Genomic DNA, 25,373 nt, shown 5'->3' on the forward strand with positions numbered 1-25,373 from the left:
GGTTCTGAGCCCTCCAGATAAGTTGTGACTAACGATAGCAAAAAAGCATGGACAATAGCTGAACCAGCTCCCAATGGTTAAACTAAAAATCTAACAGTTGGGCACAGTTCCTATCAGTCCATGCTTTTTCTTTCTACCAAGTAATATGATAGTGTAAAAATCAATTTATTTAATTTGACAAAGAGACAGTTTAATTTGCCGCCTCAACAAAGACACGGGCTAGCCGTGATATACTTTGATAGCCTTCTTCAGAAACCTTTTCCGTGAGTGCACCTCCAATGCCTATCGCACAGGCTCCTGCTTTTTCCCACTCTCTAACGTTATCAATTGATACTCCTCCTGAAGGCATAAGATTAACGTTAGGCAATGGATCATGAACAGCTTTAATAAAATTCTTGCCTATAGCCTCACTGGGAAATAATTTTATTATCATTGCTCCCATTTTTGTCGCCTTAACAACCTCTGTTACTGTAGCACATCCTGGAGCATAGGCAGCTATTTCTTCTGAGCAATGCAGACTGACCAGAAATTTTGCTCCTGCTTTGTCAGTCTGACCTGCAGTACAGCTGCAAGCCAGGTCTTTTACTACCATTTTTATAGTTTTAATTCTTTTTGATAAGCTTTTGCTTCTTCTTCCGTAGATAAAACAAAATGTCCCGGGGTGATTTCACGCATCTCACGCGCCTGTCCGTCTAATTCACCGGCAGGATCATAAAGCCTGTGAACGCGCTTGCGCTCCAATTCGGGATCGGGTTCAGGAACCGCTGATAACAGGCTCTTTGTGTATGGATGAATGGGGTGGTGGTAAACTTCGTCTGATGTACCAATCTCCACTATTTTCCCCCAATGCATAACACCGATACGATTGGAAATGTACTTAACCATAGATAAGTCGTGAGCAATGAATAGGTAAGTCAGCCCTTGTTCATGCTGCAGTTTCTGCATCAGATTAACGACCTGAGCCTGAATGGAAACATCCAAAGCAGAGATTGGCTCATCTGCAATAATAAATTTAGGCTCTACAGCCAAAGCACGGGCTATTCCGATGCGCTGCCGCTGACCGCCTGAAAACTCATGCGGATAGCGTGTCAGATGATCCTTATTTAAGCCAACCAAGTCAAGCAGTTCTTGAACTTTAGCATCACGTTCTTCTTTGTTTTTAACTAATTTATGAGTATCAAGACCTTCAGCGATGATGTCTCTAACTTTCATACGTCCATTCAGACTGGCTTGAGGATCTTGAAAAATCATCTGCGCTTTTTTGCGAAACTCAAAAAGCTCCTTACCTTTCAAGTTTGAAATGGTCTGCCCCTCAAAGTCAATCTCACCCTCATCAATATTATAGAGTTTAAGAATAGCACGGCCAATAGTCGTCTTACCTGAGCCGGATTCTCCGACAAGGCCAAAGACCTCGCCTTCATAAATATCAAAACTGACATTGTCAATAGCCTTGACTTCATTGGATCTGCCTTTATTAAATATCAAAGAAACATTTTTGACTTCCACCAATTTTTTACGATTTTCAGTCATTAGGCTCTTCTCCTTTCAAGCTCCTCCATTTTTCCCAGCGCTTCAAAATCCTTTCTGGGGGCACGATTTGAGGAGCACGTTCATCCAGCAGCCAAGTAGCTGCATAATGCGAGTCACTGACTTTGAAAAACGGCGGTTCTTCCTCAAGATCAATGTCAAGTGCAAATTCATTTCTCGGAGCAAAGGCATCTCCTTTGGGTGGATGCAGCAAATCAGGCGGTGTTCCCGGAATTGATTGCAGACTCCCTGCTGCCGTACTGGTTGTCGGCATAGAATTCAAAAGTCCCCAAGTATAGGGATGCTGTGGATTGTAGAAAACCTCATCTACTGTTCCGTACTCAACAATTTTACCGGCATACATGACAGCAACCCGATCAGCCATCCCGGCTACAACGCCTAAATCATGCGTAATGAAAATAATAGAAGACTCTGTATTCTTTTGGATTTCCTTCATCAAATGAAGAATCTGTGCCTGAATCGTCACATCAAGAGCTGTTGTCGGTTCATCAGCAATCAGAATTTCCGGATTAGTTGCAAGAGCAATGGCAATAACAGCCCGCTGGCGCATACCGCCTGACCATTGATGAGGGTAATCATTGATGTGTTCTTCAGCATTAGGAATACCGACCTTTTTCATGATATCTAAAGCACGCGCTAAAGCTTCTTTTTTAGCAAGCTTTTCATGCTTGATGATAGGCTCAGCAATTTGCAGACCGATTCTCATTGTCGGATCCAAGCTGGTCATCGGATCCTGGAAAATCATGGAAATATCGTTGCCGCGGATATTGACCCAGTCTTCTTCTTTTAAATCAATGAGATTGCGGCCTTTAAATTCAATGTCTCCTGAAATCTCAGCGTTTTTAGCAGACAGCCCCATCAAAGTGCGGGTTGTTACAGATTTCCCAGAGCCAGATTCACCTACAATAGCAAGGGTTTCACCCTTTTCCAGATCAAAACTGACGTCGCGGATCGCTTTAACCTCACCAGCATAAGTATGGAAATTGACACGGAGGTTATTGACCTGTAAAATTTTTTCTTTACTCATATCTTCCTCCTTAGTCCTGATCTGATTTTGGATCAAATGCATCACGCAAGCCATCGCCCAGCAAAATAAAGGCTAAGGAAATTAGCACCAAAGCAAGAGCCGGCAGAATAATCTGATAAGGGTAGTATTGCAGGTTCTCCTGAGCATCCGAAATCAGAGACCCCAGAGAAGAAGTCGGCGGTTTCACACCTAAGTTAATAGCTGAAAGGATGGCTTCATACATGATGGCCGAAGGAATGGTCATCATAATCTGAACGATAATAACTCCGGAAATATTAGGGAGGATATGTTTAAAAGCTATCTTAGGCCCACTTTCACCAAGGGTTCTCGCAGCTAAAACAAAATCTCTTTCCTTATAAGATAAGGTCATATTTCTGACCTGTCTGGCCATTGACGTCCAGCCGGTCAGAGCGATGGAAAGAATGATGGCCAGTATACCATTTCCCAGCAAGAGCCCAAGCATTGTCACAATAATCAAGTTAGGAACAGAAGAAATGATTTCAATAATACGCTGCATGACCGTATCGACCATCCCGCCGATATAACCAGAAGTAAGGCCATAAATGACACCGATGATAAGGTCAATGCAGGTCGCTGCAATTGCCACTAAGAGCGAAATACGAATACCAACGATAATCCGTTTGCCAAGGCTCCTTCCTAGGCTGTCAGTCCCTAATAAGAAATATTTTCCTTCAGGAACTGACTGATCCTCATAAACGTTAGAAGCAGAACTAGATCCAGGCATCTGAAACACACCATTCCAGCCGGGAATACCCAAACCACTGTTGGGCGGCAAATTCCCATAGGTAGATACCTTATCCGAATCGAAACTATTGGCATCCTTTTGTGTTACAAACAAAGGAGACAGCAGCGAAAATGCCATAAGGAGGGTTAAAAACCAGAGTGAAACAACTGCTAATTTATTTTTCTTTAAACGCCGCCAAGCATCCTGCAGGAAAGACAGGGCTGGCTTTTCAATTTTTTCTTGTGCACTGGCACTTCCCGCACCAACAAGCACAAATTTTCTATTTTTATCTGCCATCTTAGTCTCCTTACTGCAAACGAACGCGCGGGTCAACAATGCTGGTAACAATATCTGTCAGCAAAATCATACTCATCAGCATCACCGCATAGACAATGGTTGTTCCCATAATAACAGGATAGTCATTGGACGGAATGGAGTTAACAAACTGCTCACCAATTCCTGGAATAGAAAATATCCTCTCAATTAAGACAGAACCTGTTAACAAATTAGCCGCCATGGGACCTACCAAAGTTAGGACAGGAATCATGGAATTGCGGTAGGCATGGCGATTAGCTACCTGACGGTCTGTCAGCCCCTTAGCCCTTGCCAGCTGAATATAATCAGAATTCAACGCTTCAATCATTTCACTTCTGACAAAACGCGTAGTCACAGCAAAAGGATTAAAGGACAGAGCTAATGTCGGAAGGATGGTTTGCGAAAAGCTCCCCCAGCCTGAAACCGGCAGAAACTGCAGCCGGTAACCCAATACATTAAGCAGAAAAACTGCCAAAATGAAAGACGGAACAGAATATCCAAGCGTTGAAATCACACTTAAAAGACCATCAATTTTATCATTTTGGTGGCGTGCCGAAACAGCCCCAACAATCAAGCCCATACCGACACCTAAAATCAAAGCCTGTATCCCAAGCTGAGCAGAAATACCCAAGCGTTGAACAATCAGGGTTGTTACCGGCTGATTAACATACTGAAAACTCGTTCCTAAGTCGCCGGTAAAAACATTTTTCAAGTAAATCAAATACTGCTGCCACTCAGGTTTATCCAGTCCATACTGCGCATTCAAAACAGCGACTGCTTCCGGAGTTAATTTAGGATTATTAAAAGGAGTTCCTTTCATCGCCTTCATGAGAAAGAAAGTAATGGTGACAACTATAAATAAGGTCAGCAAAAGAATTCCTATACGTTTAAGAATATATTTAAGCATAATGTTCCTTTTCTTAGCTTTTATTGGAGCTTTTTCCAATAAAAACAAGAACTGGCCTCAGCCAATCCTTGCCATGTGTGAAATTGTTCTTATCTTAAGCCTTATTTCTTATAAGCATAAGTGAAGTCTACGTTTAAGCCTGTAGAGCTGCGGACTAAGCCCTTGATGCTAGGATTTTGCAAGCCCTTCATACTGCGGAAGTAAATTGGATTGATATTGGCTTCGTCAAATAAAGCTTTTTCGGCTGCTTTGTAATCTTCAGCTGCTTTAGCCGGTTCTAAGGCATCCGTTGTCACAGCTTTTTCATAAGCTTGGTCATAAGCAGGGTTTGAGAACCTACCATTATTTTGGGAAGACTTGCTGGTGAAAAGGCTGTAGAAAGATGAACCTTCTGGATAGTCACCACCCCAAAGCGTCATCACAATATCAAAGTTTTGTGCTTTTGAATCTTGCAGACGCTGTTTGAAAGGAACAAACTTTTCTTCAATGGTTAAGCCTGGCAGAGCCTTCTCCCAAGCACCCTTAATATAATCAAGACCTGCTTTAGCAGTTGGTGAATCAGCATCAGACGTAATCGTAAACTTCACTGATGTCTGACCGATTTCCTGCAAACCTTCTTTGAAAAGCTCTTTTGCCTTGTCTACATCATAGCTATAACCAGGTGCTACTTCTTTTGATAAATCCTTGCCGTTAACTTTGGCAAGTTTATAAGGAGCTATACCGGTTGCCGCACGGGAACCAGTCGGAATAACTGTATCAACATAAGCCTTGCGGTTAGTCGCATAATTAAGAGCCTGACGGATTTTCTTGTTTGACAGGGCCTTATTGGTACCGGTTTGGTTGTATTCAAAATAGGTTGTTACAGCTTCATAAATATTGACAACATCTTTGTTGTTTTTATTAGCTTTATAAAGGGCTGGTGTATTGGAAATTTCTGCCATATCCAATTCCCCGCGCTTGTACATTTGCACGGCAGTTTCTGGTTTTTTAACAGTCTGGATGTTGATAACCTTTGTTTTTACCTTATCAGCATTCCAGTAGTATTTATTCTTTTTGAGCTTATAGCTGCCATTCGTCCCATTCCAGCCGGTTGCAATGTACGGTCCTGAATAGAGCTGACTGTCAGAATTGGTTCCGTATTTCTTGCCGACCTTATTGACGAATGCTTCTTTTTGCGGCATAAAGCTCGTGAAGGCAAGGAGATATTCCATTTGCGGAGTTGGTGTTTCCAAAGTGAAGATAACTTTATTTCCTTCAGCCTTTACGCCCAGAGCATTGAGGTCTTTTATTTCTCCTTTGTTAATAGCTTTAGCATTTTTAACGTGGGAATCAAGTGCCAGATTTGAGTACTCAGAAGCTGTCTTAGGGTTAACGATACGCTGCCATGAGTAAACAAAGTCCTTAGCCGTAATCGCACTGCCATCCGACCACTTGATACCTTTACGAAGCGTTGCCGTATAAGTCAGACCGTCTTTTGACACTTCAACTTTTTTAGCCAAGTCAGGAACAGTTTTTCCTTTAGCATTAACACGAAGCAGATTGCTGCCTGAATTTCCAATAACTGTCCCAGAATAGGTATCTGTGCTCTTAGAAATATCTAAGGAGTTAATCTCTGTACGGAAATACCAATTGATTTCATCTTTTGATGACTGTTTGCTGCCATTCCCGCAGGCTGCCAAAGCAGCAGCTGAAGCTAAAGCAACCACTCCTAGACCGACATGCTTCCATGTACTTTTCTTTTTTTCTAACATAATAGTCTCCTTTGTATCCTTCAATAACTGGGAATTTAAAACTAATGTTACAGATATTTTATCTTATTTTAATCTTTTTAGCAAGCTTTCAAGACGCTCCTGGAGCTCCTCCAAAAAGTTCAGAAAACGCTTTAATTAAAAGGCTTTGACAGCCATTTTTGACGTTTTTTTAAATTATTTTTTACATATTTCTCTCAAAGGTCCCGCCAAGCAGTTTGTCAGCAGCCGCTTATTTTCCCTCGCTGACAGCTTCATATCAAAACTCCATAAGTTTTAAAGAAAAGTTTTTTCTCTATTAAAATATGCTATAATTAAACTTATGATGAAAAAGATTTTATGCCTAGCACTGCTCTGCCTTGCTCTCTTTAGCTTTCAAGCTAAGGCTGAAGAGCACTTTGATGCAGCCGCTAAACATGCCATCGCTGTTGAAGCCAATACCGGTAAAATTCTTTATGAAAAAGATGCCACAAGTCCTGCCGGCATTGCCTCCATTACCAAGATTTTAACAATCTATCTTGTTTATAAGGAAATCAAGGCCGGAGATTTGACTTGGAATACCAAGGTTAAAATTTCTAATTATCCCTATGGGCTGACAACCGATTACAGCGCCAGCAATGTCCCTATGGAAGCCAGAGAATATACCGTTAAACAGTTAGTGGATGCTTCCATGATTGCCAGCGCCAACAGCGCAGCCATTGCTTTAGCTGAAAAAATCGGTGGAACAGAACCCAAATTTGTTGATATGATGAAAAAGCAGCTGCAAGACTGGGGAATTACAGATGCCAAGCTAGTCAATGCTTCCGGACTCAATAACAAACTTTTAGGCGACCATATCTATCCCGGATCTGAGACTGATGAAGAAAACATGATGAGCGCCAAAGATGTCGCCATTATTGCACGACACTTGATCAAAGACTTTCCTCAGATTCTAAAAATCACTAAAAAAACGAGTGAAGACTTTGCCGGAACCAAGATGGACACTTACAACTACATGCTGCCTAACATGCCTTATGCCCGCGAAGGAGTTGACGGTCTCAAAACAGGAACAACTGAGTTTGCAGGAGCTTCTTTTGTCGCTACTGCCAAAGAAAACGGCATGCGCATCATTTCTGTTGTTTTAAATGCCAATAACTCTGATACCGACGATTCCGCCCGCTTCAAAGCAACCAATGATCTTCTCAATTATGTCAGCAACACTTATGAACGGACAACATTGATTCGAAAGGGCCAGGCCTACAAAAACAGTACTGCAAAAGTCATCGATGGCAAAAAAAGCAGCGTTTCTGCTGTCGCCAAAGAAAATCTTGTTGTCATCCAGACTAAAACCAGCAGCCAAAAGAAGGCTGTGATTATTAATTCGAAAAAAGAAGGCTATACTGCAGCTGTTCAAAAAGGGCAGTCTGTCGGAGAGGCCCGTTTCAAGGACAGCAACCTTGTGGGACAAGGTTATCTCGATTCCCCGCCAACCGTCAAATTGGTTGCTAAAACTGAAGTAAAGCGCAGCTTCTTCCTAAAGGTTTGGTGGAATCACTTTGTTCGATATGTCAACGAAAAACTCTAGCAGAATCAAAAGATCTTGCTGTGAATACAACATTAACTAAAAAAGCAGGCAAACAGGCGTTTAAACCTTCTGTCTGCTTTTTTGTTAATGATAGCTAGGCTGTTTAAATAGAATCAGAATCAGAATCGTCAGAATCATCAGAAGTTGAGTCACTGACTGAAAATTGTGAGTCTTTCACCTTATTCCATTTTGAAAATGTTCCGTCTGCTTCTAAATCAAGCTGGCCTCTTTGCCCATCATAAGACAGCTGCAAGTTGAAGTCTTTTAGGTAGAACGTTTTCTTATCAAAGGTCACCTCAAAGTCTTTTTTTAATTCAGACTGATTGATTCCTCTAATATAAAGATTCAGCTCTTCCTTGAATAAAGAAACGAGGTCTACATTTTGGCTGCGTAAGGTCAGCTTGTATTCGCTGCCGCTCTGTTTAAGGACTAGGTCATCCTCCATAGAATAAAGAACTTTTAAGAAATTGAAGTAACTCGGACGAACAGTATATCTGCCTTGAGGGTCAGCTGTCTTCCAGCTGCCATTTTTTGAGGTACGCACTCGAGCAGTATTTTGATCTCCAACAATCTCTTGGTACTGATTAGCCCCATTGACTGTCTCATCAATAACAACATTGGCCTTTTTGATAGTTTCACCGGAACTGTCATATCCTAAATCAGCCACCATGTGCTGGCTTTTACGCCCATTTGAGCTAACATCTGTATTCATTTCAAAATGTACTGTTTCAATCTCGTCATTGGCTTCTTTAACCTTATCCAAGAAATCTTCAATAGACATCTTTTTATTGGTCTTCCGAGCTGTCTGCTGCCTTTGCCGTGAATTCATTAGACGCTGAGGAACACAGCCCGTCACTAACAACAAGGCTGCCAAGACAGTTACTAAAATAGCATGTTTTTTCTTCATCATTTCTCCCTTTCTCCCTTCCAAAGAGGTACTGCCTCTATGTTCTTCATTTTATCATTTTTTGAAAGCCGTTTCAATACGCTCATCATTCCTTTGACAAATGTGGAAAAGGCAGCTATCATGTATTATAATAAAGGCAAAGCCAGATTAGATCACTCGGGAGGCTGTTTATGGAAATCAGAGATATTGAATACGTCAAGGCAATTGTTGATACAGGCAGCATTACCAAGGCCGCTCAGGCACTCTACATCACCCAGCCTTCACTGAGTACTTATATTAAAAATATGCAGCAGCGGCTGGGATTTGAAATTTTTGTACAGCACGGCAAAAAATTAGAGCTGACTTATTTGGGTGAGGAGTTTTTAAAATACGGACTGCAAATTCTGCATATCCAAGAAAATTTCAATGACACCATGCAAAATTTCCTTGACAATAAATTTGGCCGTCTGAGACTGGCTATCCCTCTGCTGAGAAGCTCTTACTTAGTGCCTGTCTTACTGCCAAAATTCCACGAACAGTTTCCAAACGTTGAGGTTGAGCTAAACGAATCCTCTTCCAAGACTTTTTCCCGTTTGATCGAGAACGGCGATGTTGACCTCGCCTTGATGAACCGTACAAAAGAGGGGTATCAGCAGGAAACCGAGAAAATAAAATCTGAAGAGATTCTATTAGCCCTTCCTGTTGAGCACCCCTTGAGTAAATTTGGCATGTATAACGATAAGGAATCCTATCCTTCTTTGGATATGCATCTGCTGGCTGATGAGCTATTTATCCTACACTATCCTGATCAATTTTCAAGACAGGTGGCAGATGATATTTTTGTCAAGAATCATTTTCAGCCTCAGCGAGTGCTGGCAACCAGAAACATCGAAACAGCTCTTAGCCTAGTCGCCAATAATTTCGGCGTCTGTTTTGTCAACGCTTCTCACACCAAGCATCTCAGAATTGACAATAAGATTCGCTTTTTCTCTTTGAAAGATAAGGTTTACGTTGATTTAATCGTTGCTTATCGAAAAAATCGCAGCCTGCCTTTCTTTGCCAAATCCTTTATTGATATTTGTAAAAAATCAATTTAAATCGGAATAGCTCCGGTCAAGATGGCAGTTAGTGTCTGCAAGACAAAACTCATCAAACCCCACTTTAGGTATTCTTTTTGATAGTCGATAAAGCTGACCTCGGTTCTATCAACCAATACGTAAAGGAAGGCTACCAAAGGACTGGCAAATCTGACAGCCTGTCCCATAAGTGAAGCTACCCCGACTTCAACAGGTGTTGCTCCGTAAGAATAAGCTATAGGAGCAATAACCGGCAGAAGACCAAAATAGAAAGCGTCATTTGGTAAGAAGAAGAGACCTGGCAGAGAAATCAGAGCCAAAATCAGCGGAATGTAACTTCCGAGATTTTCTGGAATCATTGATACCAACTGATGAGCAATAGCGTTACTCATACCGCTTCCATTGAGAACCCCCATAATAACTCCGGCACCAAAGACCAAGGAAACAGGACCCAAAGCTTCTGCACCATTGGCTAACAAGCGAGAGTTTTGGAGAGATAAATCCTGATAGTTAACAAATAAAGCAATGGCTGTCCCCAGCAAGAATAAGATACCGCCATTAATCAAATCCATAATCAGCAAGACCATAATCGCAAGGGTCAATAAGAGATTAAAATAGATTAACTTAGGTCTTTTATATTCAACATTGGTCAGAGTTACATCATTAATAATACCTGTCGTTTCGCTTTCTGTCAGGATTCCTTTACCAGGAACATAACCCAGTCTTTTTCTTTCCCTTTTCCCATACGTGTAAGCTTGAAAAAGACCTAAAAGCGCAGCGACAAACATCCCTGGTAAAACGGGCAGCAAAAATTCTTTAGGGCCGATATTTAACACAGGCATTGCCCGCGCCATAGGGCCGCTCCAAGGAACCAAGTTCATAACAGAATTACCAAAACCAATGATAGCGGCCAGATAAATCTGCTTCATCTTCATTTTCTTAAACAGCATCAGCATGGCAGCTGTTACAATCAGAACGGTTGTTGTTCCGTCACCGTCTAAAGAAACGGCTAGGGTGATAACAGCTGAGGCAATGGTGATTTTCATAGGGTCACCCTTTGCCCATTTAATCATCATAACTGCCAACGGATCAAACAGACCCACATCCAGCATTATAGAGAAATACAAAATGGCAAAGAGCAATAGAGTTATGGTTGGCGCTACCCCAGCAGTAATCTTACCCGAGCCTGCAACGGCATAGTAGAGCCCTTCGTAAATCCACTCAAAAGCTTTCAATATGGATGCTCCCTTAAAAAGAGCTGCAATGATTCCAAAAATAGCTGGAACCAGTATCAAACCGACAAAGGGACTGATTTTCTTTGTCAGGAGCAATACCATAAAGATAATAATCATTAAATATCCAAGCAGTGCTAACATGGTCTATCCTCCTCAATAAACGCTGTTCCTACCATAATTTTTCTAGCTGTTCGATAACTTGAAACAGATTTTATCAGAGTTTTATCATTGGTAGTTTCATAATCAATCGAAACTGAAATTTTACCGCTGCTATGGGCAATTTCTAATTGATTGCCTAAATTCTTATCGCTGACTAATTCATAAGGAATCGTTCCTTTAATTTTACTAGCTGCGCCGGTGCACAAAGCTCCTGTCAGCGCAATAGATTTATGAGCTTTCTGCATGCTCATCATTCTGACAGCAATATCAAAATCCGCTCCGTCAATTTTTTCATTTTCCGTAGTGATATAGGTTTGAGGGGTCGAAACAATCGTCAGTTTCGGTACTCCGGGAGCGATAATTGCGCTGTCTTCCAGTTTTTCAATAAGTCCCATCAGCTGCGCTGCTCTCCCTCTGATTTCTTCCAGCTGAGCCAATAGTTCAGAATCACTGTCAATCATCTCAGGACTTTCTGTCCCTTCCAATCCTAAGTCTTCTGCCCGCACATAAACCAAGGGGTTAGCTGCATCGACAAGCGAAACAGTTAGTTCCTGACCATTGCTCAAAATAAGGGCATCTTTTGTATTACCGGTTGGCAGCAGCTTGCCGCTGAAAGCACCGGAAGGCTCAACAAACTGCAGTTCTATCTTGATTCCTTTACCGGGAACACCTGAAATAGCAAAGTCTCCTTCATAAGTTAGTTTTCCATCAGGTGTAGGAATATACTCGTTGATGACCTTTTTGGTGTTGGTATTGTAGACACGAACGACCGTTTCAGGTGAGCTTGTCTCTACCAGCTGATTTTCAATGGCATAAATTCCTACAGCAGAAGAAATATTACCGCAATTGCCTGAATAAGAAACCACAGGTTTATCAACGGCTACTTGGGCAAAGGTGTAGTTAACATCCCAATCTTCTTTTTCTTCTTTAGAAATAATTGCGGCTTTGCTGGTTGTTGATACTGCTCCGCCTAAACCATTAATTTGTCTTATGTCCGGACTTCCCATTAATTTCAGGAGAATCTTATCTCTGGCATCTTTATCGGCCGGCAGTACTTTTTCATCAATGAAGACACCTTTACTGGTACCGCCGCGATAAATACTTACTGGCATTTCTTCTAACATATTCACCACTCTTTCTTTTGTAAGATGATTAGGTTAATTGATCAGTTTAGATTTTTGCAAGAAGCTCCGTCAGTTCACTGATATCAATGTCTTCCAGTTTTTCAATTGTTTTAGCAATTTTTTCTGCCAATTCTCTGTCAATATTTGCTGTTAATGAATAGTATTTTTCCAACAGAATATCCCAGCTGGCTGGTCTTGATGTAAAGCCTTGGTAGTCATCTTTTTCGACAACATAAACCTGACCGTCATTGGTTTCAATTTCTAATTTAATAGCCATTTCTGCCGGGAAGCGTTCGCTAAAGGCAGGATTTTCCCTAACGGTAACTTTTTGCAGCAAATCCTGAACATCTTGCTTCAGAATTCTTTCTTGCTCATATTGGGCAGGAAGCACTTGACCATCCAAATAAGCAGCTGCAAGCATGTAAGGAAGAGAATGGTCGGCTTCTTCCTTAAGTCTAATTTGTTTTTTATCTCCTTCTTCACCGCCGCCGATAATATGAAAGGCAACATCAAAGGTATCCAAGCGAATTTCTTTAATATCTTCAGGAGCAATATGCTCTTTATTTCTAAATTCAATCAAACCTTCAATAGAAGACTGAGAGTGGATTTCAGCATTGTAGCGCTTGATAATCGTCTTTAAAACATGTCCCAAGCCTTCTTTTTCCCAGTCAATATCAAATTTACCTGCGATAGTTTCGTAAAAACCTTTATTGCCTTCAAAGACTTCACGAGGTCCGGTAATATTGTATTTAGCCAACAGAGCAGATGACACTGCACCTCTGGCAGTATTGGGAGCTGCTAAGCCCTTCCAGTTAGATAAGGCTCCTGTCCTTGTCACACGCAGAGAATTATAACTGGTTCCTGAGATAGCCACAGCATTTGCAATTTGTTCTTTGCTCAAGCCAAGTGCCTTAGCTGCACCTGCTGCTGCACCGTAAGCTTCTTGAACAGTATGGTCAAAACCATGTTTTCTAACAGGTGCTTCATCGGACAAACGGCACTGAATTTGGTAAGCAATAGCAAGACCAAGTAAGAAATCCTTACCCGTTCCTTTATTATGTTCCGTTGCTGCCAAGACAGCCGAAATATTGTCAGATGGGTGGCAGGTTTCTCCTTTTGCCAAGTAAGAGTCATTGTAGTCCAAATAACGAATAGTTGCTCCATTGAATAAAGCAGCATAATCAGGAGTTGTTTTCCCACCGCCAATCAGAGTCACCGAGCCATCCTTAGTCAGGTCATGTGTCATTTGCTGGATGTTTTTTATGGTTTGGCTTTCCAGAGCGCCTACAGCACAGCCAACTGCATCCAATACTCTTCCTTTAAGAGCTTCCACTTCTTCTTTACTGAGATCCTCGAAGGTTTTGTCTGCGACCCATTGGCCCATTTGTTCAACAACTGTTAGATTTTCCATAATCTTTCTCCTTTGTTTATGATTAAGTTTAAATTAATTATAATGTAACCGTATTCATTGTTCAAATTAATATTTTATATTAATTACATAGCTCAAACCTATGATTCTGCTGATTTTACCATTATTAAAGGATTTAAAGGGTTTTTAGGGCAAAATAAAAAAGTTTTAGAAACATAATTGATTTAATGTTTCTAAAACTTAATTTTTCTGATTAACCGACAGAACCTTCCATCTCATAAGAAATGAGGCGGTTGAGCTCTACCGCATACTCCATAGGAAGTTCCTTGGTGAAAGGCTCAACAAAGCCCATGACAATCATTTCAGTAGCTTCTGATTCTGTCAGGCCGCGGCTCATGAGATAGTAAAGCTGTTCTTCTGAAATCTTGGAAACCTTGGCCTCATGCTCCAGTGCAACCTGAGAATTATGAATTTCATTGAACGGAATTGTATCAGATGCTGAAATATCGTCCATGATAATGGTATCACATTCAATATGGCTGACAGATTTCTTGGAAGCTTTATTAAAAGTAACTTGTCCGCGGTAGTCCACCTTGCCGCCGCCCTTGGCAATGGATTTTGACACAATAGACGACGAGGTGTGCGGAGCATTGTGAATCATTTTAGCTCCTGTATCCTGATGCTGTCCGTGATTGGCAAAAGCAATTGACAGCATGGTCCCGCGCGCTCCTTCTCCATCAAGATAAACCGAAGGATACTTCATGGTTGTATGAGCGCCGAGATTTCCGTCAATCCATTCAACTGTCGCATTCGTATCTGCTTTGGCCCGCTTAGTAACCAGATTGTAAACATTATCCGACCAGTTCTGAATCGTTGAATAACGCATATAGCTGCCTTCTAAGGCAAAAATTTCAACAATGGCAGCATGAAGGCTGGCTGTTGAATAAGTCGGTGCCGTACATCCCTCAACATAGTGAACACTGGCCCCCTCATCAACAATAATCAAAGTCCTCTCAAACTGACCCGTTCCCTCATTATTGATACGGAAGTAGGTTTGCAAAGGAATATCAACCTTAACGCCCTTTGGCACGTAGATAAAAGTACCGCCTGACCAAAAGGCTGAATTTAAGGCTGCCAATTTATTATCAGTCGGCGGCACCAATTTAGCAAAATATTTTTTAAAGAGCTCTGGATATTCCTTAAGCGCTGAGTCGGTATCTGTAAAGATAATGCCGAGTTTATCGTACTCATCTTTCATATTATGATAAACAACTTCTGATTCATACTGGGCAGAAGCACCAGCTAAAAAGGCACGCTCTGCCTCAGGAATGCCGATTTTCTCAAAAGTATCCTTGATCTTTTCGGGCACATCATCCCAAGAACGGGCGGGTTTATCTGTTGGCTTTTGATAATAAATAATATCATCAAAATCAATCCTTGATAAATCCGGACCCCATTCCTGCATAGGCATTTTATGAAAGGCTTCCAGAGATTTCAAGCGGAAATCCAGCATCCATTGCGGTTCGCCTTTGATACGAGACATTTCGCGAACTGCTTCTTGCGTTGGTCCCTTACCAGTTGATGCAATCGGTTTAACATCATCATGAAAGCCAAACTGATAATCTCCTAAATCAATGGGTTTTGGTTTTACTTGTTCGTTTTCGGGCATAATGTCCTTTCTTCTTATTCCTCTAATGTTTTCTGTCTTTCAATGGCTTTTTTCAAGGCATTCCATGCCAAGGTTGAGCATTTGATCCGCTGAGGAAATTTGGAAACACCGGCAAGAAATTCTGCGTCTCCCAGCTCTTTTTGTCTTTCGTCTTTTTCTCCCTGAACCATTTTAGAAAAAATATCCGCAAGCTCAAGGGCTTCTTCTTTGGTCTTTCCGATAACAGCATCCGTCATCATACTGGATGAGGCTGTTGAGATGGTACAGCCTTCCCCTGCAAAAGCGATGTCTGCAATTCGGTCGCCGTCAAATTTGACAGATAAGCTAATCACATCGCCGCAAGTCGGATTATTAAGATTGACCTGCTCTGCTCCTTCTAAAAAACCATGGTGATGGGGATTTTTGGAATGATCTCCAATAACTGCCATATAAAGACTGTCTAATCTAGAGAGTGCCATTAAAGAACTCCTTTGTTTTGATGATTGCTTCTATTAATTTATCGCAATCTTCTTTCGTATTATAAATATAAAAACTTGCACGTGCTGCTGAATGAATGCCTAAAGCATTAATCAAGGGCTGGGCACAATGATGCCCAGCACGAACGGCGACCCCTTCATAATCGAGCGCAGTAGCTACATCATGCGGATGGAGCCCGTCAAGATTAAAAGCAATGACTCCAACATGCTTTGTAGGATCTTCAGGACCATAGACCGTTAAGCCTTCAATAGCCTGTAACTTAGGTAAGACATAGTCAACTAATTCCTGCTCATGGGCATGTACCTGATCCATCCCTAATTCTGTCAGATAATCAAGAGCTGCGCCAAAGGCAATAGCTCCAGCAATATTGGGTGTCCCCGCTTCAAATTTCCAAGGCAGTTCCTTCCAAGTCGCTTCCTGTTCATAAACAAAATCAATCATCTCACCGCCAAATTCGATGGGGCTCATTTGATTAAAAATGTCTTCCTTACCATAGAGAACACCGATACCAGTAGGTCCCAGCATCTTATGCCCCGAAAAGGCAAAGAAATCACAGTCTAAATCCTGAACATCAATAGGCATGTGAGGCGCTGACTGCGCACCGTCAACGACCATATAGGCATTGTGCTGATGAGTTAGCTGAGCTATTTCTTTGATAGGATTGATGCAGCCTAATACATTAGAGACATGTGCCAGACTTACAAATTTGGTTCTGGCAGATATTTTATTTTTAAAATCCGCTAAATCAAGCTGCCCATCTTTTAAATAGACATAAATCAATTTGGCCCCAGTTTTGCGACAGGCTTCCTGCCAAGGAATCAGGTTGGAATGATGCTCCATAATTGAAATGAGCACTTCATCTTCTGGCTGCAAAACTTCCTCTGCAAAATGAGCAACCCAATTTAAACCAGTCGTTGTTCCTCTGGTAAAAAGGACTTCCTTAGTCGATTTTGCATTGATGAAGCGACGAGCTTTTTCACGAGCCGCTTCATAGTCTGCTGTTGCTCGTTCAGCCAAGGTATGAACACCGCGGTGCACATTTGCATTGTCCTGATGATAATAATTGTTCAAACAAGCCAAAACCTGATCAGGCTTTTGAGTTGTTGCGGCATTATCCAAATAGACTAGAGGCTCATCGTTGACATACTGGTTTAAAATGGGAAAATCTTGTCTGATTTTTTGAATATCTAAAGTCGTCATTTTATCTCTTATCTAATTTTTCATCTAAAACAGCAATCATTTCATCCCGGACGGCCTTAATTGGAATTTCGGTAATAACCGTTCCAAGGAAGCCGCGAATAACTAGGCGTTCTGCTGTTTCTTTATCAATACCGCGGCTCATCAGATAGTACATATCTTCTGGATCAACCTGTCCAATGGAAGCTGCGTGACCTGCTGTCACTTCATTTTCATCAATCAGCAAGATTGGATTGGCATCGCTTCTGGCCTTGTCAGACAGCATGAGAACACGGCTTTCCTGCTGGGCATCTGCTCCCTTGGCTCCTTTGATAATATGGCCGATACCGTTAAAGGTGAGAGTTCCGCGCTCCAGAATAACTCCATGCTGGAGAATATGACCGACCGAATTATTACCGTAGTTAGTTACCCGCGTATCAATTCCTTGAACCTGACGGCCGCTTGAAGCGGCAACTACTTTGAGTTCAGCATGGCTGCCGTTTCCAATAAGATCACTGTCAAAATCAGCAATGACATTGCCTTCGTTCATGACACCAAGCGCCCAGTCAATGCTGGCATCATTATCAAGACGGCCGCGGCGGCTGATATAAGCTGTCAGATTTTCACCCAAACGATCAATAGCAGCGAATTTCACTTGGCTGCCTGCCTGTGCGATAACTTCAACCGCAATATTGGCGGTTGCCTTAACCTCGCCATCGCCAATCGTTTCAAGGCGCTCCAAGTAACTAACCTTAGCATTGCAGCCGGCGATAAGTAAAATATGCTTATTGAAAGGAACAGTGCTTGTGCTGTCCTGCAGAAAAATACCTTCAATCGGCAAATCCACTTCAACATTATCAGGCACATAGAGAACAGCTCCGCTGTTAAAATAAGCTGTTTGATAGGCTGCCAGTTTATCCTCATCAAATCTGAGAGCCGTTGCAAAATATTTCTCAACAACCTGCGGAATTTCTTCTAAGGCTGAATAAAAGTCTGTGAAAACCACGCCCTGTTCAGCAAGCTCTGCGGGCAGGCTTTCTAAGACTGTCTGAGTGCCAACCTGAACAAGTTTAGGATTGTCTCCTAAAGCAGTAAAATCAGGGACATCTGCAGAAACTGGACTTTCTGAAATAGTGCCATCCCCCAGATTCCAGCGCTGAAACTTAACACGTTCAATCTTTGGCAGCTCTAAGCTATCCATTTTATCAAAGGCCGCCTGACGTTTTTCTTGCAGCCATTGGGGCTCTGCCTTTGACTGTGAAAAATTTAAAATCGATTCTTTGGTCATTTGTTACTCCCTTTCTTTCTTATCAGAAGTTACAAATTAGACTTCTTCGCTGTATTCAAGACCAAGCTCTTCGGCTATTTTGGCATAACCTTCTTTTTCCAAGCGAACTGCAAGCTCTGCTCCGCCTGATAGTACAACACGTCCGTCCATCATAACATGAACAACATCAGGTGTGATGTAGTTCAGCAGACGCTGATAGTGAGTGATAATCATAGCGCCAAAATTTTCACCGCGCATGGCATTAACACCCTTAGACACAACTTTAAGTGCATCAATATCAAGACCAGAGTCAATTTCATCAAGAAGGGCAAACTTAGGTTCCAGCATAAGCAGCTGCAAAATTTCATTCCGCTTTTTTTCACCGCCTGAGAAGCCTTCATTAAGGTAACGTTCAGCCATTTCCTCTTTCATACCGAGGAGTTCCATTTTTTCGTCTAATTTTGTAATGAAGTCACGGACAGAGACCTTATCATCATCTTCTCTGCCAGCGTTCATGGCTGCGCGGATAAACTCAGCATTGGTGATTCCTGGAATTTCAGATGGGTACTGCATGGCAAGAAAAAGACCTAAACGCGCACGTTCATCAACGTCCATCTCTAAAATATTTTCACCATCCAAAAGCACCTCTCCTTGGGTTACTTCAAAAACAGGATTTCCCATGATGGCTGCTGAAAGGGTTGATTTCCCTGTCCCATTGGGTCCCATGACAGCCGCAATCTCACCGGTTTTAAGCGTCAGATTAACTCCCTTCAAAATTTCTTTATCTTCAATAGACACATGAAGATCTTTTATCTCTAGTACAGACATAGTACACTCCTTTCATCTTATCAGTACTCATTATAACAAAAAAAGTCCGATTGGACTTTTCTCGCGTTCACAAATTATTTTTTCTTTTTTTGACGGTGCTTGGCAACCACTGCCTGACGGTAATCGCTGTTTCCGATAAAAGCTAGAAGCTTAAACAGAGGCGTTCTTTTGGGTCCCCAAATCTCTAAGCCTTCAATGAAGACCTCTAAAGCAAAGCCGACTCCCAGCATGAGCAGGATCCCCCCTAAGCGGCTGGAGATATTTAAGAGCAGAGAAACAAAGGAAAAGAACATGGCAATGCCATAAACAACTAAGACAGCCCCGCGGTGCGTAAAGCCCATAGCCAGCAGCCTATGATGCAGGTGCATATTATCTGCCTCATAAAACTTTTTACCTGACAAAGTTCGTCTAATAATAGCAACCGCCGTATCAACAATTGGCACTCCCAGAACAATAATCGGCGTCACCACAGCAACCGCAGTGGCATTTTTTAGTCCTTGGAGTGACAACACTGAAATCATAAAGCCAATAAAGAGAGCACCCGTATCCCCCAGATAAATGATTGCGGGGTGATAATTGTAAGGGAAAAAACCAGCAATAGCAAAAATCAAAACAAAAATGGTAAGAGTTAAAAAGATATCGGAATCGTAAAGGAAAAAATACGATACCAAGCCCATAGTTGTCAGACTGATAATGGAAACCCCGCTGACTAAACCATCTAAACCATCAATTAGGTTAACAGCATTGGTGATAGCCACTATCCATAAAATAGTCAGAAAGAAGCTTAAAAAAGGATTGAAGTGCAGCATGGGGCCGCCAAAAGGAATCTTAAAACTGTCAAAACGGAAGTCCGTAAAACTCCATATAACAACTGCCCCAATCAGAATCCCCAGAAATTTCGCCTTGGGAGACAGCTCATAGACGTCATCCAGAAAGCCAGTCAGCATGACCACCAAACCACCAATAACAACTGGCAGGATGTATTCAAAATAAGACTGACCCCAAATCTGCGTTTTTAAAATCATGGGCATCAGCACCAGCGCAGAGATGGTAAAGGAAATGACAATAGCCAGCCCGCCGGCGCTGGGCATGGGAACCTTGTTAATCCGTCTGGCATTAGGATTGTCAACCGCACCGACTCTGAAAACGAAAAATCTGACCAAGGGTGTCAAAATGAGAGACATCAAAAGAGTTGCAATCAAAACAAGAACAAATTTCAATGTAATTGGTATCATCTATATCATCCAATCATTTGCAATTCTTGCAGAGCATCTGACATGATCAGCTGAACGCCGTGCTCTAAAAGGTAAGCCCGTGTCTTAGTCCCTTTGCCAGCGTGTTCTAACATTCTGGCAAACATAAGATCAGCATAATAATCCGGCTTATTTTCAAGGCTGAGAAGAATCGTCATATGATAGGCATCAGCTTCCTTAAAAAGTTCTGATGCTTCCACCTCATAATCAACCGTCTTAGCAAAGCTGACCGCTTCTTTTAGGCTTGGAAAATCAAGAACAAAGTGAATATAGTCTGGCTGCTCGCTCTCTTCATTTTGTTTTTGGGCTTCCTCTTCCTTTTTCTCTGCTTCAGCCAGTTTATCTAAAGCTGCCGTATCGCCTTTTTCTCTCATAGTCTCTTCCAAAGTTTTGAAGAAATCCTCAGGAGACATTTTTGAGATATCATCAAAGTCAGACAAGTCCTCCAGATTAAGGTTCTTGTTGATTTCTGATTTGGTCACAAAAACATCGATCCGATCATTTCTCGGTGTGACGCGAAAGCTCAGCATGCCGCTGTCTTTAAAATTCTCAGGCAGATCTAATTCATCCATAACAGTATAGAAAAATTCTTCTGTTTTTTCCTGTGGAATTAAGAAATCCTTTAATTCCATGCCTCTTTCTTCTAAATCTTCCATACTGATGGTGATTTTTAGTGTTGTTTCGCTGATTTGTTTCATTTCCATAGTCTTTACCTCATGCGAGTAGTTATTTCATTATACAAGAAAAGCCTATTTTTTTCAATTTTGGAGAAGAAAAACAGCAAAAGCAGCTAGCTTAACCAAAAACGGCTGTAATCAGACCATACATGATCAAGAGAGTCCCCAGACCAATACGGTATTTTCCAAAGAAAGTGAAGTCATGATTCTTCACATAATCTGTCAGGAAGCGGATGACATACAGGCTGACCACAAAAGCAACCAGCATGGCAACCAGCAGAATAAGAAGCTGGCTGCCCATTAAAACAGTGCCTGATTTAATGAATTTGAAAATCTTGTACAGACTGGCACCAAACATGATGGGAATTCCCAGGAAAAAAGTAAATTCTGTTGCAACTTCACGGCTAGTTCCTACCAAGATGCCGCCCAAAATAGTTGCTCCTGAACGGCTAGTTCCCGGAATGAGTGACAGAACCTGAAACAATCCGATATAGATAGCTGTCTTATAGGGCATATCAGCCAAGCGCGTAATGACCGGCTCAATATTTTCATGGCGCTTTTCCACATAAATAAAAGCCACACCGTAGATAATCAGCATCAGAGCTACAGTGAAAAAGTTTTGAAAATGTGCATCCAGCCAATCATTTATTTTCAGACCGATAATAGCAGCCGGTAATGCAGCAATGATAACCTTAAGCCAAAGCTGCCAAGTCAGCTGCACCTCCCGCACTGTCTTCCCTTTTTTAAAGGGATTCAGCCGATCAAAATAAATAACGACAACGGCCAAAATGGCTCCAAGCTGGATGACCACATTAAACATGTTGGTAAAAGGAGCATTGGCATCCTTAAATTTAATAAATTCTTCTACCAGAATCAAATGCCCGGTACTTGAAATAGGCAGCCATTCCGTGATTCCTTCCACTATTCCGAAAATAATGGCCTTAATGATTTCAATTAATAACATATAGTCTCCTTTTATTTACTTTGAGCAGCTTAACGGCGACATTCTGCGAGTTAAAAGGCACCGCCCCCGCCACCTCCGCCTCCGCCGGAGAAGCCGCCGCCTGAACCGCCAGATGATACCGAAAAGTTAGAAGCACTCTGGGCGGTTGAAGTATAGGATGATAAGTGGGTAGTTGACATTCCCACATAATAATTGGTATTGGTTTCTAAATAGTCATTCATTTGTGCGTTGTCTAGGCTGATATTCTTGAGCTTTAAATAATCTTGAACCCGTTCTGCATAGCCGTATAAAGTAGCGTAAACCAAAATCCGGTTCCAAACGACAACACCTGCTAAGTCAACATCATTGAATGTCTTCACATCGCGAATCATATTTTTAAAAGCATCCCAGCCCTGTCTGACCATAAGACCTTCCTGTGTCAGCAGACCGGATACTTTATAATAATCAGCTTTGAGATAATAAAAAATGAGAAAAACAGCTGACAAGACAAGTATAAGAGCATTTGTCCCTAAGCCAAACCAGTAGCCCTTAAACAGGCTAAAGATGCCTACAGCTAAAGACAGCAATAAGGCAAGGGCCGCAAACAAATAAACTGCGCTCAGGAAAAACTTCTCTTGTGCCCTTTGCTTACGGTGAATTATTTCTAATCCTAATTTTTCAACTGCCTCTGCGATCCGATTGTCTAAGTTTTGAACACGCTTCTCAAACAAATCAAGGATTTTTTTACCCTTTTGACGGATTACTGTTTCGCTACTCTTTTTGAACATTTTTTTATCTATTTTATAGTCCGCAAAGGCATCGTCAATTGACATTTCGCCTTTTCCATAGACAAAGGTCAGAAATGCCTGCTCATATGGCTCCAGCTTATTGACATTAGAAACCGTAAAACGCTTATGATTATCGGAAATTTTAAGCTTTTTTTGATCAATTAAATCCAAAAGACCAGCCTGAACCAGCTCCTTAAAGCCCAGATCATAACGGCGTCTCTTACCTTTTAAGGGTGAGACTTCCCTAATTTCTAAATCATAAACATAGCGGGCTAAGAGCAAGGGCGAAAGGTCTGTCGGCGGACTGAACAGGTGCATATGTCTGGAAACCTTTTTTTGTCCTAGCATACCTTTCCAGACCAAATAACAAAGACCAGACAGCACCAGCAAAAAAGCAGCTACTAGCGGCAATAATTTGCCAACAAGGAAGGGATAAAATTTCTGATTACGGGCAATGTCCTTTTCGACAGCCTGAAACTGTGCTAACCTTTTGTCCGAGTTGGCAGTTTCAAGAGAAAAGTCAGAACTTGGCCAGTAAGCGTGCAGTTCCAGCTGTTTACCCTGGCCTAAATGATCGAGAGTTATTTTATAAAGATTATTTTTACGGCTGATTTTTGGCTGAGCCTTAAAATAACCAGTATGAGCATAAAGCTTGCTGCCCTTTAGCTCAGCTCCCGGTCCCTTAACTGTCAGAATAACCTTATCCAAAGCAGCATCCCAATCACTGATTGGAACCCAGTTGAGCTCTGCAATATCTGAATAGACACTTGTTATCTTTTGAAGTTTCCAATTCAAAGATAAAACAATCCGATCGCCGCTGTTCCCGCCGTTATAAACTTTCACACGGTAGCCATCCGATAACTTTTCAATCGCTGTACTTACTGAGCGCTTATGGAGCCTTCCTTTTTTATCCATTTTATAAGCAATGACAGCAGGGTGACGGTCTATTTTAAAGCCTTTAGGAACATTGCCTGCCATACCTAGAGTAACATACTGCCCCCTATAGTCGGAATCAAAATCGTAAACAATGTTCTGCTGGAATTCCGCCGTATTATTTCTGTTGATAGTCAGATTCCCTATATAAAGGCGGATGCTGTAATCGACATCGTCAGCTGACACAAAGCTTGTTGTCATTAAACTACAGCAGATCATCAAAAAGAACAGTATTTTTTTCATTACTAATCTCCAAAAAATCCTTTTCCCTATTTTATCATAAAAACCGTCTAAAGATAAACCTTGTATCTATTCATTATATTATCCAGCATGACAGAAGCAAGGCTATCGTGAACAGATTTACTTTCAAAAAAGAATAGCACCTTCTCCATTAGGCGCTAGTAACTGTATTTCAGAAGCTGTACTAGGGTGGGGCAAAGTGAAGGCAAGAACCTATAGTTTTGATTTTTGAAGAGTAGAATCGTCATCAAATTGTCCCTTTCATAATATTGCACAATCTAGGGGAGAACGGTATAATGAACATACAAAAAGACTAGGGGAGACCATCATGACAATAAAAGAAGATTTGGGACAGCGGATTAAAGACAAAAGAAATCAACAGCAACTGACACAAAGCCTTTTGTGCGGAGACGAAACAAAGCTGACCATTCGACAGCTTCAGCGGATTGAGGGCGGGCAGTCTTTGCCGACTCTGGAAAAATTAGAGTTCATTGCTGATCGCTTAGGAACTAAAATAGCTGATCTACTGGAAGGCAGCGATATCCAACTGCCTGACGATTACTGGAAACTAAAGGGGCAGATTATTAAGTTTCCCACTTACGGAGATAAAGAAAGACTCCGGCAAAAGCAGGAGCTAATCGAAGAAATTTATGACAAGTACTTTGATATCCTGCCTGAGGATGAGCTACTCTTTTTGGATCTTTCAGAAAATATCCTAGAGAGTTCCCACGAGAAAGATATTCCTAACATCGAGGAGATTTACGACGATGCCTTTGAGCAAGTACTCAAGAAAGAGACATTTACTCTTAATGATTATCTTTATATGAGTTATTTTTTACAGAAGTGCGGAAAAACAGCAGATTATGATCGGGTAACCTTCAAACTGCTTGAGCAAAAATTGCTCAAACAGGAGTTGGCAGCAGATGAACTTTATAATATTAAATTTTTGATTGCTGTTATGGAGGCAACTGGCGTTTATGCCCTTCATGATGATTATCAGGATCTTCTTCCCTTGCTGGAGAAGGCTCAACGGATTATTGATAAGGCTCAGCTTCTCACTTATAAACCAGCCCTTTTAGAACTTGAAGCCAAATACTACATCAAAGTCGTCAAGGATAAGAAAAGAGCCAAGGAACTCTACCAGCAAGCCTTGGTGATGGGAGAAATCTTAGGCGACTCTATTATCATTGCAGATGTCAAGATGGAGATGGCAAATGATGGGATAGACTAGCAGGAGACACTATTAAGCTTTTAGTTACAACAAATATCTTTAGCTTCTGTATTCTCAAAGCAGTGGGGTAAAATTACTAGTCTAAAAAGATGATTCATTTTTAGTAGTTTAGGTATCATCACTTTTTTACAAGAGGTGACACCAATGTCGTTGCTGCTTTGAGGAATATGGAGTAGAATAGACTTATC

General features: G+C 41.5%; 22 protein-coding genes. 3 read left to right on the forward strand and 19 right to left on the reverse strand.

The features are described 5' to 3' along the window. Positions 1-190: 190 nt before the first annotated feature. The 6 genes from SRA_RS09220 to SRA_RS09245 form a co-directional block, all read right to left on the reverse strand. Positions 191-592, reverse strand: coding sequence for a bifunctional 4-hydroxy-2-oxoglutarate aldolase/2-dehydro-3-deoxy-phosphogluconate aldolase (locus SRA_RS09220; protein WP_003090174.1), 402 nt, complete (start codon positions 590-592; stop codon positions 191-193). Between the two features lie 2 nt (positions 593-594). After that, the gene (locus SRA_RS09225) at positions 595-1,530 is read right to left on the reverse strand and encodes an ABC transporter ATP-binding protein (protein ID WP_003090175.1); all 936 of its coding nucleotides are present in this window, start codon (positions 1,528-1,530) and stop codon (positions 595-597) included. Then, positions 1,523-2,575: an ABC transporter ATP-binding protein gene (locus SRA_RS09230; RefSeq protein ID WP_003090176.1), complete on the reverse strand. Its 1,053-nt coding sequence runs from the start codon at positions 2,573-2,575 to the stop codon at positions 1,523-1,525. The genes SRA_RS09225 and SRA_RS09230 overlap by 8 nt, the downstream gene beginning before the upstream one ends. 10 nt (positions 2,576-2,585) lie before the next feature. After that, positions 2,586-3,617 (reverse strand): ABC transporter permease, encoded by a 1,032-nt coding sequence (locus SRA_RS09235; protein WP_003090177.1) that lies wholly within the window; start codon positions 3,615-3,617, stop codon positions 2,586-2,588. A gap of 10 nt (positions 3,618-3,627) precedes the next feature. Further along, entirely contained in the window at positions 3,628-4,542 is a 915-nt protein-coding gene (locus tag SRA_RS09240) for an ABC transporter permease (RefSeq protein WP_003090178.1), read from the reverse strand. A gap of 101 nt (positions 4,543-4,643) precedes the next feature. Continuing rightward, complete coding sequence (locus SRA_RS09245) at positions 4,644-6,293, reverse strand: peptide ABC transporter substrate-binding protein (protein WP_003090179.1); 1,650 nt, start codon at positions 6,291-6,293, stop codon at positions 4,644-4,646. A 322-nt stretch (positions 6,294-6,615) separates the two neighbouring features. Between SRA_RS09245 and pbp3 the strand changes: the two genes are divergently transcribed. Continuing rightward, a complete protein-coding gene (gene pbp3, locus SRA_RS09250; RefSeq protein WP_003090180.1) occupies positions 6,616-7,854 on the forward strand; it encodes a D-alanyl-D-alanine carboxypeptidase PBP3 in 1,239 nt (412 codons plus the stop codon). A gap of 103 nt (positions 7,855-7,957) precedes the next feature. Here the strand turns inward: pbp3 and SRA_RS09255 are convergent, their stop codons facing one another. Continuing rightward, complete coding sequence (locus SRA_RS09255; RefSeq protein ID WP_037611240.1) at positions 7,958-8,761, reverse strand: DUF6612 family protein; 804 nt, start codon at positions 8,759-8,761, stop codon at positions 7,958-7,960. Positions 8,762-8,931: 170 nt separating this feature from the next. Between SRA_RS09255 and SRA_RS09260 the strand changes: the two genes are divergently transcribed. After that, entirely contained in the window at positions 8,932-9,837 is a 906-nt protein-coding gene (locus tag SRA_RS09260; protein WP_003090184.1) for a LysR family transcriptional regulator, read from the forward strand. On the opposite strand, the gene SRA_RS09265 is transcribed toward SRA_RS09260, so the two are convergent. The 12 genes from SRA_RS09265 to SRA_RS09320 form a co-directional block, all read right to left on the reverse strand. Next, entirely contained in the window at positions 9,834-11,192 is a 1,359-nt protein-coding gene (locus SRA_RS09265; protein ID WP_003090185.1) for a CitMHS family transporter, read from the reverse strand. The genes SRA_RS09260 and SRA_RS09265 overlap by 4 nt on opposite strands. Further along, a complete protein-coding gene (locus SRA_RS09270; protein WP_003090186.1) occupies positions 11,186-12,334 on the reverse strand; it encodes a 2-methylaconitate cis-trans isomerase PrpF family protein in 1,149 nt (382 codons plus the stop codon). Before SRA_RS09270 ends, SRA_RS09265 begins: the two co-directional genes overlap by 7 nt. Before the next feature lie 46 nt (positions 12,335-12,380). Continuing rightward, positions 12,381-13,745, reverse strand: coding sequence for an MmgE/PrpD family protein (locus tag SRA_RS09275; RefSeq protein ID WP_003090188.1), 1,365 nt, complete (start codon positions 13,743-13,745; stop codon positions 12,381-12,383). Positions 13,746-13,956: 211 nt separating this feature from the next. After that, positions 13,957-15,372 carry a Fe-S cluster assembly protein SufB gene (gene sufB, locus SRA_RS09280; protein WP_003090189.1) on the reverse strand — a complete coding sequence of 472 codons (1,416 nt, stop codon included), beginning with the start codon at positions 15,370-15,372 and terminating at the stop codon, positions 13,957-13,959. Between the two features lie 14 nt (positions 15,373-15,386). Next, on the reverse strand, positions 15,387-15,830 hold the full coding sequence (gene sufU, locus SRA_RS09285) for a Fe-S cluster assembly sulfur transfer protein SufU (RefSeq protein WP_003090190.1): 444 nt from the start codon (positions 15,828-15,830) through the stop codon (positions 15,387-15,389). Then, positions 15,817-17,049 (reverse strand): cysteine desulfurase, encoded by a 1,233-nt coding sequence (locus SRA_RS09290; protein ID WP_003090191.1) that lies wholly within the window; start codon positions 17,047-17,049, stop codon positions 15,817-15,819. The genes sufU and SRA_RS09290 overlap by 14 nt, the downstream gene beginning before the upstream one ends. Before the next feature lies 1 nt (position 17,050). Then, entirely contained in the window at positions 17,051-18,313 is a 1,263-nt protein-coding gene (gene sufD / locus SRA_RS09295) for a Fe-S cluster assembly protein SufD (RefSeq protein ID WP_003090192.1), read from the reverse strand. 36 nt (positions 18,314-18,349) lie between these two features. Continuing rightward, positions 18,350-19,120 carry a Fe-S cluster assembly ATPase SufC gene (gene sufC, locus SRA_RS09300; RefSeq protein ID WP_003090193.1) on the reverse strand — a complete coding sequence of 257 codons (771 nt, stop codon included), beginning with the start codon at positions 19,118-19,120 and terminating at the stop codon, positions 18,350-18,352. Positions 19,121-19,194: 74 nt separating this feature from the next. After that, on the reverse strand, positions 19,195-20,355 hold the full coding sequence (locus tag SRA_RS09305; RefSeq protein ID WP_003090195.1) for a glycosyltransferase family 4 protein: 1,161 nt from the start codon (positions 20,353-20,355) through the stop codon (positions 19,195-19,197). Positions 20,356-20,360: 5 nt separating this feature from the next. After that, positions 20,361-21,077 (reverse strand): adaptor protein MecA, encoded by a 717-nt coding sequence (mecA, locus tag SRA_RS09310; protein ID WP_003090200.1) that lies wholly within the window; start codon positions 21,075-21,077, stop codon positions 20,361-20,363. A 91-nt stretch (positions 21,078-21,168) separates the two neighbouring features. Beyond that, positions 21,169-22,014 (reverse strand): undecaprenyl-diphosphate phosphatase, encoded by an 846-nt coding sequence (locus tag SRA_RS09315; protein WP_003090201.1) that lies wholly within the window; start codon positions 22,012-22,014, stop codon positions 21,169-21,171. A 50-nt stretch (positions 22,015-22,064) separates the two neighbouring features. After that, a complete protein-coding gene (locus tag SRA_RS09320; RefSeq protein ID WP_003090205.1) occupies positions 22,065-23,957 on the reverse strand; it encodes a DUF2207 domain-containing protein in 1,893 nt (630 codons plus the stop codon). A gap of 325 nt (positions 23,958-24,282) precedes the next feature. Between SRA_RS09320 and SRA_RS09325 the strand changes: the two genes are divergently transcribed. After that, positions 24,283-25,185: a helix-turn-helix transcriptional regulator gene (locus SRA_RS09325; RefSeq protein ID WP_003090206.1), complete on the forward strand. Its 903-nt coding sequence runs from the start codon at positions 24,283-24,285 to the stop codon at positions 25,183-25,185. Positions 25,186-25,373 lie beyond the last annotated feature (188 nt).

It is taken from the genome of Streptococcus ratti FA-1 = DSM 20564 (assembly GCF_000286075.1).
GTDB classification, from domain to species: Bacteria; Bacillota; Bacilli; order Lactobacillales; family Streptococcaceae; genus Streptococcus; species Streptococcus ratti.